9 protein-coding genes are annotated in these 10797 nt (G+C 68.9%); 6 read left to right on the top strand and 3 right to left on the bottom strand.

The genetic code is table 11. The features are described 5' to 3' along the window. Window positions 1-401 precede the first annotated feature (401 nt). The 4 genes from K2X24_RS16800 to K2X24_RS16785 all read left to right on the top strand — a co-directional run bounded on the left by K2X24_RS16800 (window position 402) and on the right by K2X24_RS16785 (window position 3376). Window positions 402-911, top strand: coding sequence for a MarR family transcriptional regulator (locus K2X24_RS16800; protein ID WP_238279266.1), 510 nt, complete (start codon window positions 402-404; stop codon window positions 909-911). Continuing rightward, window positions 911-1636, top strand: coding sequence for a response regulator (locus K2X24_RS16795; RefSeq protein ID WP_292499483.1), 726 nt, complete (start codon window positions 911-913; stop codon window positions 1634-1636). The genes K2X24_RS16800 and K2X24_RS16795 overlap by 1 nt, the downstream gene beginning before the upstream one ends. 4 nt (window positions 1637-1640) lie before the next feature. Continuing rightward, window positions 1641-3032, top strand: coding sequence for an ATP-binding protein (locus K2X24_RS16790; protein WP_292499482.1), 1392 nt, complete (start codon window positions 1641-1643; stop codon window positions 3030-3032). Between the two features lie 149 nt (window positions 3033-3181). Next, window positions 3182-3376 (top strand): hypothetical protein, encoded by a 195-nt coding sequence (locus K2X24_RS16785; RefSeq protein ID WP_292499481.1) that lies wholly within the window; start codon window positions 3182-3184, stop codon window positions 3374-3376. Between the two features lie 205 nt (window positions 3377-3581). Here K2X24_RS16785 and K2X24_RS16780 read toward each other — a convergent pair whose 3' ends face one another. Together K2X24_RS16780 and K2X24_RS16775 are read right to left on the bottom strand one after the other, a co-directional pair. After that, a complete protein-coding gene (locus K2X24_RS16780; RefSeq protein WP_292499480.1) occupies window positions 3582-6725 on the bottom strand; it encodes an efflux RND transporter permease subunit in 3144 nt (1047 codons plus the stop codon). Window positions 6726-6737: 12 nt separating this feature from the next. Continuing rightward, complete coding sequence (locus K2X24_RS16775) at window positions 6738-7967, bottom strand: efflux RND transporter periplasmic adaptor subunit (RefSeq protein WP_292499479.1); 1230 nt, start codon at window positions 7965-7967, stop codon at window positions 6738-6740. A 200-nt stretch (window positions 7968-8167) separates the two neighbouring features. On the opposite strand from K2X24_RS16775, the gene K2X24_RS16770 reads away from it, so the two are divergent. Next, window positions 8168-8341: a hypothetical protein gene (locus K2X24_RS16770; protein ID WP_292499478.1), complete on the top strand. Its 174-nt coding sequence runs from the start codon at window positions 8168-8170 to the stop codon at window positions 8339-8341. A gap of 123 nt (window positions 8342-8464) precedes the next feature. Here the strand turns inward: K2X24_RS16770 and K2X24_RS16765 are convergent, their stop codons facing one another. Beyond that, window positions 8465-9250: a Crp/Fnr family transcriptional regulator gene (locus tag K2X24_RS16765; RefSeq protein ID WP_292499477.1), complete on the bottom strand. Its 786-nt coding sequence runs from the start codon at window positions 9248-9250 to the stop codon at window positions 8465-8467. Between the two features lie 459 nt (window positions 9251-9709). Between K2X24_RS16765 and K2X24_RS16760 the strand changes: the two genes are divergently transcribed. Then, window positions 9710-10420, top strand: a complete 711-nt coding sequence (locus tag K2X24_RS16760; RefSeq protein WP_292499476.1) for a Crp/Fnr family transcriptional regulator — start codon at window positions 9710-9712, stop codon at window positions 10418-10420. Window positions 10421-10797: the final 377 nt, after the last annotated feature.

Raw genomic sequence — 10797 nt, 5'->3', positions numbered from 1 at the left:
GTGTCCTTCGGGTCGGTCTTCGGATTGGTCTCGGCGGCGTCCGCCCGATTCGCGGCAGACTGGGCTTTGGAAGTGTCGCTCTTCGAAGTCTGAGCCTTGGAAGTCTGGTCCTTGGAAGTCTGAGCCTTGGAAGTCTGGGTGTTCGCCACGATGGAAATCCTCTTGTTCCCGAATTGTTCTGGAAACGCGGGGCTCCGGGGCGGGTTCCGGCGCGAGCCTTCCGCTGCGGAGCCGTCCCCGTGGCAGGGTGTCCCAGGGCCTCGGGGGCCGGGAATGGAGCGACTGGACGAGGATCGGCGGTGGCCAAACGGCGGCGATGGCTTGACGGCTCCCGGCTCGGCTGAAACATGTCAACAACACTGACGTAATTTCAGGCCGCTCCCGACGTGACAGCCCGCGCGATGCCCGATGCCGATTTCGAGGACCCGGCCCTGACCGGCGGGTCCGGCGACGACCTCATCGAGTTGCTGTTCTTCGCCTACCGGGATTTCGTCGGCGATCCGGACCGTATCCTGGCGCAGTACGGCTTCGGGCGGGCGCATCACCGGGTGCTGCATTTCGTGGACCGCTATCCGGGCCTCACGATCGCCGAACTCCTGGATATCCTGCGCATCACGAAGCAGAGTCTCAACCGGGTGCTCAAGGACTTGATCGAGCAGGACTACATCACCCAGAAGACCGGCACGAACGACCGCCGCCAGCGGCTCCTGTTCTGCACGGCCGCCGGCACGGTCCTGGCGGGCGACCTCATCCGGGTGCAGAGCCGGCGGGTGGCGCGTGCCCTGGCGGACGCCGAGGCCGGGCACACGGCGCAGCCCTCGGCCGAGAGCTTCCTGTTCGGGATGATCGAGCCCGACGCCCGGGCGGCCGTGCGCCGGCTGATGGCGCGGCGCGTCCGGAGCGCCGCCTGATGGCGGCACCGAGCCCCCGGGGGGGCACGGAGCTTCCCGACCACGCCCCCCACATCCTGGTGGTGGACGACGACCGCCGGGTGCGCGAGCTTCTGGCGCGCTTCCTCTTCGAGCAGGGCTTTCGCGTCACCTCGGCCGGCAACGTGCCGGAGGCCCGCACCAAGGCGCAGTGCTTCGTGTTCGACGCCCTCGTGCTCGACGTGATGATGCCCGGCGAGAGCGGCTTCGACTATGCGCGCGAGGTGCGCAAATCCTCCCGCGTACCCATCCTGATGCTCACCGCGCGCTCGAACCCCAACGATCGGGTCATGGGCCTGGAGATCGGCGCCGACGACTACCTGCCCAAGCCCTTCGAGCCGCGCGAGCTCATCCTGCGGCTCTCCAACATCATCAAGCGCCGCAGCGCGGGTGGCGAGGGTCAGGCCGTCGGCCACGACACCGTGACCTTCGGGCCGTTCTCCTACCGGATCGATCGGGGCGAGTTGCGCCGCGCGGACGAGACCATCCGCATCACCGAGCGCGAGCGCGAGATCCTCACCATCCTGGCCCAGGCCGGGGGCGGCAACGTCGAGCGCGAGGCCCTGGCCGGGGGGGGCGGGCTCGCGGCCGAGCGCAGCATCGACGTGCAGATCAACCGGCTCCGCCGCAAGACCGAGGTCGATCCGGCCAATCCCCTGTTCCTGCAGACGGTGCGGGGTGTCGGTTACCGCCTCGCGGTCGATTGAGACCATGGCCGCCACCGGCCTGATCGGGCGCACCGCCACATGGCTCGCCGCCCTCCCCCGCCGCCCCCGCATCTGGCGCCGGGTGGCCCGGGCCATCGGCGACGTGCTGCCGAAGGGTCTCTATGCCCGCTCGCTGATCATCATCATCGCGCCGGTGGTGCTGCTCCAGTCGGTGATCGCCTACACGTTCATGGAGCGTCACTGGCAGCTCGTGACCCGCCGCCTCTCGGCCGCCGTCACGGCCGACGTCGCCGCGCTGATCGACGTCTACGAGAGCTACCCGCAGGACAAGGACTCCGAGACCCTGACCCGGATCGCCAACGACCGGCTCAACCTCGATGTCGACATCCTGAAGGGTGCCAAGCTCCCGCCCGCCGGCCCGCGCCCGTTCTTCTCGATCCTCGACGAGGCGCTCTCCGACGAGATCCGCCGCCAGATCCGCCGGCCCTACTGGATCGACACGGTGGGCCGCTCCAGCCTGATCGAGATCCGGGTCTCGATCCCCGACGGGGTCATGCGCGTCACGGCGCGCCGCAGCATGGCGTATGCCTCGAACTCGCACATCTTCCTGCTCTGGATGAGCGGCTCCTCCCTGGTGCTCCTCGGCGTCGCGATCCTGTTCCTGCGCAACCAGATCAAGCCGATCCTGCGCCTCGCCGCGGTGGCCGAGAGCTTCGGCAAGGGCCGCGAGATCGAGTTCCGTCCCCGCGGCGCCCGCGAGGTCCGGCAGGCGGGCCACGCCTTCATCGAGATGAAGCGACGCATCGAGCGGGCGATGGAACAGCGCACGACGATGCTCAACGGGGTCAGCCACGACCTGCGCACCATCATCACGCGCTTCAAGCTCTCCCTCGCCCTCGTGGAGCAGACGCCGGAGGTCGAAGACCTGCAACGCGACGTCGACGAGATGAGCCGGATGCTGGAGGCCTACCTCGCCTTCGCGCGGGGCGATTCCGGCGAGGTGGCAGTGCCCACCGACATGCGGGCGCTGCTGGAGGATCTGCGCACCGACGTGGAGCGCCTCGGCGCCCATGTGGAGGCGGTGGAGATGGAGGATCATCCCCACGTTACCCTGCGGCCGGACGCGATCCGCCGCTGCCTGTTCAACCTCGCGGCGAACGCCGCCCGCTACGGGGAGACCGTGGCCATCACGGGCCGGCGCGAGGCGCGCTCCTTCCTGGTCTCCATCGACGACGACGGGCCGGGCATCCCCCTCGACCAGCGCGAAGAGGTGTTCAAGCCCTTCGTGCGCCTCGACGACGCGCGCCAGGATGCCGGCGGCTCCGGCCTCGGCCTGTCCATCGCCCGCGACATCGCCCGGGCGCATGGTGGCGATGTCGGCCTGCACGACAGCCCCCTCGGGGGCCTGCGCGCCACGGTTCGGATTCCGGCCTGACCCGAGAGCGATCCGGCAACGGATGCGGGATGTTTGACCGCATCCGAGCTTGACCGCACACGCTTGGCGGGCGCCGTACCGCGATGCTATGAGGGGCGCAGTGAACGCCACATGGGCCGGTGCGCCGGGTCCCGAAGAGGTTGAGCCCCATGAACAGCCCGCTGACCCCGCTCCTGATCCTCCTGCTCCTGCCGATCTTCGCCATCGGTGCGGTGCTCTATACCGATGCGGGCATCGAGCCGGCGCTGTTCTACGCCACCGTGAAGACCTTCGTGGTGCTCTTCATCGTGGCCGGCGGCCTCTGCTTCGCCGCGAGCCGTCTGGCCGAGCGCAGCGAGGGCTGATCGCTCCGGCGATTCCAACTATCGCGACGACGAAGGCCCGGACCGCGAGGTCCGGGCCTTCGTCGTTTCGGATGCCCGTTGCCGACTTGTCCCAGGTCTCAGGGAGCCTGACCCATAGGTCGGCCTCCCCGAGGGCCGGCGCACGACCGCCGCCGCGCCGCCGCGCGGGCGGACCTCGATGAGTCAGGCTCATCGCGGGCCCGTATTACTCGGCGGCGATGCGCGGCGGCAGGATCGATTTCGGGTCGTTGGCGGAATGCGGCCGGGGCAGCGCGAATTCGCCCTCGGTGGGCTCGTCCACCGCGCCGACGAAGCGGCCGAACAGGCGCACGAACAGGCCCGAGAGATCGTCCACCAGGACGAAGATCGCCGGCACGAAGATCAGCGACAGGCCGGTGGAGACGATGAGGCCGCCGATCACCGCGACCGCCATCGGCGCGCGGAACTCGCCGCCGATGCCGAGGGCCATGGCCGAGGGCACCATGCCGGCCGCCATGGCGATGGTGGTCATCACGATGGGCCGGGCGCGCTTGCGGCCCGCATCCACGATCGCGGTGGCGCGGTCGACGCCGCGGGCCATCTCCTCCACGGCGAAATCGACGAGCATGATGGCGTTCTTCGTCACCACGCCCATCAGCATCAGGATGCCGATCACCACCGGCATCGAGATCGGCATGTGGAAGATGAGCAGGCCCAGGATCGCGCCGCCGATGGAGAGCGGCAGCGAGAACAGGATGGTCAACGGCTGCAGGAAGTTGCCGAACAACAGCACCAGCACGCCGAACACCATCATGAGGCCGGCGCCCATGGCGAGCGCGAAGCCCTCGAAGACCTCGCCCATCACCTCGGCGTCGCCGGTCTGCCGGATGGTGACGCCCGGCGGCAGGTCCTTGGCGGCGGGCAGGGCCAGGATCGCGTCGATGAGGGAGCCGAGCGCGTCCGAGCCCTCCATGTCGGCCTCGAGGGCCACCCGGATGGCGCGGTCGTAGCGGTCGATGGCGGTGGGGCCGCGCCCGAGGCTGAGGTCGGCCACGGTGGAGAGCGGCACCGCGCCCCCGCCCTTGACCGGGACCTTGAGGGTCTCGAGCTGGTCGAGGTCGCCGCGCAGGCGCTCGGGCAGCTGCACCCGGATCGGCACCTGCCGATCGATGGTGTTGAACTTGGCGAGATTCGCGCCGATGTCGCCGATGGTGCCGACCCGCACGGTCTCGGCGATGAGGTCGGTGGAAACGCCGAGCTCGGCGGCGATGCCGGCCTTCGGGCGGATGCGGATCTCGGTGCGGTCGAGGGGGGCGGTCGAGAGCACGTTGACGAGGTGGGGTACGCCCGCCGCCTCGCGCTGAAGCCGCGCCGCCGTGTCGGCCACCACCGCCTTGTCGGGGCCGGACACGATCAGGGTGACGTCGCGCTGCCCGCCCTCGCGCAGGGCCCAGAAGCGGATGTCCGGTACGTCGTGCAGGATCGCCCGGATGGCGATGTCGACCTGCTTCTGGCTGCGAGGCCGCATGTTCTTCGGGGTGAGATTGATGGTGAAGGTCGCGAGCCGGACCTCCTTCTTGCCCGGCAGCTGACGGCCGCCGTCGACGAAGACGCTGCGCACCTCCGGCAGGGCGCGGATGCGGTCCACCAGGCCGTCGCTGACCCGCGTTGTGTCGGAGAGGCGCGCGCCCGGCGGCAGCTCCACCACGAAGATGGTGCGGGCGGCGTCCTCCGCCGGCAGGAAGCCCGCCGGCAGCAGGCCGGTGGACATGATCGAGCCGGCAAAGCACGCGAGCCCCAGCACGAGGGTGATGAATTTGTGGCGCACCGACCATGCGACCACGCGGGTATAGCACCGCATCACCGGCCCCTCGCGGGTGTGGTCGGGGCCGTGGTCGCGCAGGAAGTAGGCGGCGAGCAGCGGCGTGATCAGGCGCGCCACCAGCAGCGACATGAACACGGCCGCCGCGATGGTGAGGCCGAACTGCTTGAAGTACTGGCCCGCGATGCCGCTCATGAAGGAGACGGGGGCGAAGATCGCGATGATCGTCGCCGTGATGGCGATGACGGCCAGGCCGATCTCGTCGGCGGCCTCGAGGGCGGCGCGGTAGGGGGATTTCCCCATCCGCATGTGCCGGACGATGTTCTCGATCTCCACGATGGCGTCGTCGACGAGGATGCCCGTCACCAGGGTGATGGCCAGCAGGCTGACGGCGTTCAGCGAGAAGCCGAGGCTGCTCATGATCCAGAAGGTCGGCAGCACCGAGAGCGGCAGGGCGATGGAGGCGATGAGCGTCGCGCGCCAGTCGCGCAGGAACAGGAACACCACGATGACGGCCAGCGCCGCCCCCTCCACCAGGCTCAACATCGCCGAGTGGTAGTTGCCCACCGTGTTGATGACGGAGGTGTCGATGAGGTCGAAGCGCACGCCCGGGTGCCGGATCCCAAGCTCGGCGATGCGCTTGGCGACCCCGGTGGCGACCTCTGCGTCGCTGGCGCCGGTGGAGCGCGAGATCGCGAAGGCGACGACGGGCTCGCCGTTGAAGCGCGCGAAGGTGCGCGGCTCCTCCGAGCCGTCCACCAGGGTGGCGAGTTCGTCGAGGCGGACCTTGCGTCCGCCCGGCACGATGATGGAGGTCTCGGCCAGGGTCTCGAGGCTGGCCGCCCCGGCGAGCGTCCGGATGGACTGCTCCTGCCCGCCGAGCTCGCCGCGCCCGCCCGCCATGTCGGCGGCGGTGAGACGGAGCTGCCGGTTCACGTCGGCCGCCGTGATGCCGAGGGCCAGCAGGCGGTCCGGCTTCAGGGTCACGCGGACCTCGCGGGCGACGCCGCCGAGGCGCTCGACGCCGCCGACGCCCTTCACGCTCTGCACCTGCCGGGCGATGACGTCGTCGATGAGCCAGGACAGGTCCTCCGGCGTCATCGCGGGCGCCGAGGCGCCGTAGATCATGATCGGCAGGCCCGCGATCTCGACGCGGTTGATGATCGGCTCCTCGATGGTGCGGGGCAGGTTCACCCGCACCTTCGAGATGGCGTCCTTGACGTCGTTGACCGCCCGGTCGCTGTTCACCTCCAGGCGAAATTCGATGGTGGTGCTGGAAACACCCTCCGCGATCGTCGAGATGACGTGCTTGACGCCCTTCACCCCCGCCACCGCGTCCTCGATCACCTTCGTGACCTGGGTCTGCAGCTCCGAGGGCGCGGCGCCCGATTGCAGCACCTGGACCGAGACGATGGGGATGTCGATGTTGGGAAAGCGGGTGATCGGCAGCGCCCGGAAGCTGACGAGCCCGAGGACCACCAGGACCAGAAACAGCACGATCGAGGGGATCGGTTTGCGGATCGCCCAGGCTGAGATGTTCAGGCGCATGGTTTCGTCCGATCAGCGAGGGGCGGCATCGGCCGCCTTGGCGGGCGTCGGCGTCACGGGGGACGGAACCACGGCCCGGACCCGGTCGCCGTCACGCAGGAAGCTGCTGGCGCGGGCCACCACCGATTCCCCGGCCTTCAACCCCGAGCGGATCTCCATGGCGCCCTCCGCCGAGAGGCCCGGCACCACCGTGCGGGCCTCGACCCGCGCGTCGGCGACCACGAAGACGCTGGCCCCGCCATCCGCCCCGTAGAGCAGGGCCGAGAGGGGGACGGCCACGCTGGTGCGCCGGGCGACCTCGACCTTGCCCCGCGCGAAGGCGCCGATGCGCAGGGTCGGATCGGGATCGAGGCTGATGCGGACCCGGCCGAGGCGGGTCGCGCGGTCGATCTCCGGGTCGATCCGGCGGACCCGGCCCAGGAGGGTGCGTCCGCCGTCCCAGTCCAGGCGGGCCGGGTCACCCACATGCAGGCGCGGCATCCAGGTCTCGGGGACCTCGCCCTCGAGTTCGATCTCGCCGCGGGCGATCAGGCGGAACATCGGCTCGCCGGCGGCCGTGGCGGTGGCGCCGATCCGGGCGGTCCGCCGGCTCACGATCCCGGCTTCCGGCGCCCGGATCTCGGCGCGGGTGCGGCGCAGAGCGATCTCGGCCCCCTGCGCGCGTGCCGCTGCGAGGTCGGCTTCCGCCAATTGCAGGCCGCCCCGGGCGGCACCGAGGCGCCCCTCGTTGGCCTGGGCCGTGGAGATGCGCTGCTCCAGGGTCACCGCGGTGGCGTTGCCGGTGCGGATGAGGCTGCGGGTGCGCTCCAGGGCGAGGTTCGCCTCCACCTGGGCGGCCTCGGCCTGCACGATCTGGCTGCGGGCCTGGAGGATCGCGGCCTGCGCCTTGGCGATGGCGGCGGCATTGGCCGCCTCCTGCGTGAGGACCATCTCCAGGGAGAGCCGGGCCAGGGGCTGGCCGCGCGCGACCTGCGCGCCCTCCTCCACCAGGAGTTCGGTGATGCGCAGGCCCTCGACCTCCGGCGCCACCAGGATCTCGTCCCGCGGCACCAGCGTTCCCGTGACGACCGCTCGCTCGACCACCTCGCGCGGGGCGGCGAGCGCCACGGTCACGGCTGGGGCGACCGCGGCCGGATCGGGCACGGCCGGACCCTCCGCCGCCCGGGCCCCGCCCAGGGCGAGCCCGGAGAGAGCCGCCAGGAGGGCCATGGCGCCGGCGTGAAGGGTGGGATGGCGGCACATGGCGGACGGGTCTCGAAGCGGGCGTCGACGGCACCCCAAGGCCTCCATGAAGAGGCCGGCGTTTTCAAGGCCTCGGGCTCCTGTTCGCGGTCCCGGGCCGAAGGGAACGATCGCGCTTGTTCGGGGGCCCGGGCATGCAACCTTCGCCACTCGGCCACGTTTTCAGGTCGATCATCATTTCAAGCCCGAGGCAACGGATCATGAGCATCTTCGAGATTCGCCAGAAGACTAACGGTGCGATCCTGTGGACCGGCAGCGCCTGCGACGCGACGTCGGCCCTCGATGCCATGGCGCGGGAAGCCGGTTACGTGGACTTCGCGTCGCTCCCCGAGGACATCCGCGCCGCTGATCCGGTCGCCCGCCCCATCGATTGAGTCCCGAGTCAGACCTCGGTTTCCCTTCGCTCTTCGCCGCGCGAAGGTCTGTGAAACACCGCCCTCGCCTTCCTACGAAGGCGAGGGCGTTTTCGTTTCCCGGCGCTCCGCGCGCAAGATTCGTCAGGCGGCGGCGGAGTCCTGCAGCGAGAGATAGCTCGGATCGAACTCCGCGAGGATTTGCAGATGCGTGAGGTTGCGGATCATCAGGCTTCGGGAGCGGAATTCGATCAGGCCCTGGCGCCGCAGCTCCTGCAGGGTGCGGTTGACGTGCACGGTCGACAAGCCGGTGGTGTCCGCAAGGTCGAGTTGCGAGATCGGCAGTTCGTAGCCGTCCCCCTGCGCCAGACCGACGGCGCGAAAGCGCGTCAGCATCTCGCAGAACAGGTGTGCGATGCGCTGGATGGCACTGCGGGAGCCGATGTTCAGCAGCCATTCCCGCAGCGTCGCGTTGTCCACGAGCGTTCCGCGCCGCATGGTCTGGACGAGATTTCCGGCTTCCCCCGATAGTCGCTGGATGCTGGAGAAGTCGAGATGCGCCACCCGGCAGGTCGAGATCGTGGAGACCGTGTGGTCCATGCGCGGGCGCAGCGCGAGGTCGAGGTCGCAGAAGTCGCCGGGGATCAGGTAGGCGGTGATCTGCCGGGCGCCGCCCCGCCGGAGCTTGCTGCGGCAGGCGATACCGTCCAGGATGATGAAGATTCCCTTCGGGGTCTCCCCTTCCCGGATCAGGTCGGTTCGCGCCGCCACCGTGGAGGCCGTGCCGGCGAGCCGCTCCAGGGCAGCCCGCCCCGCCTCCTCCAGGGGGGCGAACTGCTCGAGCCGTCGGATCAGCGTACCGGCGCTGCTGCGCGCCGATGGATCCGGGCGCAGGAACGGGACCTGCACCGTGCGCCGATCCGGGATCATGACCGAGGGTCCGTCAGAGAGCCTTTCCAGGCCTCGCGGCAAGCGGCGCGTCTGACTGCATCATGCGGGTGAGAACCTGTCATGTCCCCTCGGCCCCTGAACTCCGGCAGCAATCGCTTCGTAGAAAACCGAGGCAGTAATCCACCTGGTTGACAGGCAGTGAAGACCCGCCTCCGTCCCAAGAATCAACAAACCCTTAAAATACTCTCGGAGCAGCCGGTAATCTGCCCCGAAGACAGGTAGAGTGTTATATATATAATTCTGTTTCACAGGCGATGAACATCATCGCCTGCCTTTGGTGTGGTATCCGACACTACGCGAATGTCGACTACCCGACATATCTTTCCGTAGGGTTGCCTTTGTGCGTCATCGTACGGATAGTTCAGCGAGATTTTGTATATATTCCTGAGAACGGGTCGATGGGAGATTTTATGTGCTCTCGATCGAGGGGGCGGGGCCGTGTCGCTGATTGAGCAATCCGCTGTCCGCAACCGCCTGCTCAAACGTCTCTCACCGGATGATTTCGCGCTGCTTCAACCGCATCTGCGCCCGATGGCGACGGAGATGCGCCAAGGCTTGATCGAGCCTTACCTGCCGGTCCGGGACCTGTTTTTTCCCGAGACGGGGTACGCCTCGATCACCACGGCGGGCCTGGGCAAGATCGAGGTGGGCATCATCGGACCCGAGGGCGTCGTGGGCGCGACGCCGGTGCTGCTCGGCAGCGACCGCACGCCCTACGATCACTTCGTGCAGAACGCGGGCGAGATGCTCGCCATCGGGGCGCCGGAGATCTTGGCGGCCACCGAGATCAGCCCGGCCCTGCGTCGTCTGCTGCTCCGTTTCGTCCAGACCCTGCTGATCCAGACCGCGCAGACGGCTTTCGCCAACGCGAGCTACAACATCGAGGTGCGGCTGACCCGCTGGCTGCTCATGTGCCACGACCGGGTGATCGGCGACGACATCGCGGTCACCCATGATTTCCTGTCATACATGCTGGGCGTTCAGCGCACGACCGTGACGCTGGCGCTGCAGCTTCTGGAGGGCAACCGGCTGATCCGGGCGCGTCGGGGCCGGATCGTCGTGCTGGACCGTGCCGGTTTGCTGGCCGTGGCGGGAGACAGCTACGGCGTCCCCGAAGCCGAGTATGCCCGGCTGATCGAAGAGGCCTGAGGCGGCGATCCGGCCTCCGGCCCCGGAGGATCGAGGGCGCGGCGTCGCCGTGCGGGTTCGCGGCTGCGCGTCGGCACCCGGATGAACCCGATGCGATCCGCGCGGTTGATCTCCCGTGCATCAAGCGTTCCTCCCGAGACTCGGCCCGCCCGGTTCACCGCCGTGGTGGGCTCTTTCGGTTTTGTTCCATGATCTGGGCGCAGTGAAGACTTGACATTTTCTGTCAAAAACCCGGCGTTCGTACGCTTTCGCGCGGTGCCGGACCTTATTCTTTTCGCTTAACCTGTGTTGGTGCAGGCACCGAAAAGGTTCCGCACAACTCGAGGACACTGAAGGAAGTCGGCTTCCACCGCTTCCGGTCGCCTTGAGAAGATACT

Origin of the sequence: Methylobacterium sp. (assembly GCF_019750675.1) — a bacterium.
Classification (GTDB): domain Bacteria; phylum Pseudomonadota; class Alphaproteobacteria; order Rhizobiales; family Beijerinckiaceae; genus Methylobacterium.
Note: the sequence above shows the minus strand (reverse complement) of the source record. Positions and strands in the feature narration are given on the sequence as shown.

Excerpts from the sequence above, each read along its gene's own strand:
- K2X24_RS16800 (WP_238279266.1), top strand. The coding sequence starts at position 402 with ATGCCCGATGCCGATTTCGAGGACCCGGCCCTGACCGGCGGGTCCGGC.
- K2X24_RS16795 (WP_292499483.1), top strand. The coding sequence starts at position 911 with ATGGCGGCACCGAGCCCCCGGGGGGGCACGGAGCTTCCCGACCACGCC.
- K2X24_RS16790 (WP_292499482.1), top strand. The coding sequence starts at position 1,641 with ATGGCCGCCACCGGCCTGATCGGGCGCACCGCCACATGGCTCGCCGCC.
- K2X24_RS16785 (WP_292499481.1), top strand. The coding sequence starts at position 3,182 with ATGAACAGCCCGCTGACCCCGCTCCTGATCCTCCTGCTCCTGCCGATC.
- K2X24_RS16780 (WP_292499480.1), bottom strand. The coding sequence starts at position 6,725 with ATGCGCCTGAACATCTCAGCCTGGGCGATCCGCAAACCGATCCCCTCG.
- K2X24_RS16775 (WP_292499479.1), bottom strand. The coding sequence starts at position 7,967 with ATGTGCCGCCATCCCACCCTTCACGCCGGCGCCATGGCCCTCCTGGCG.
- K2X24_RS16770 (WP_292499478.1), top strand. The coding sequence starts at position 8,168 with ATGAGCATCTTCGAGATTCGCCAGAAGACTAACGGTGCGATCCTGTGG.
- K2X24_RS16765 (WP_292499477.1), bottom strand. The coding sequence starts at position 9,250 with ATGATCCCGGATCGGCGCACGGTGCAGGTCCCGTTCCTGCGCCCGGAT.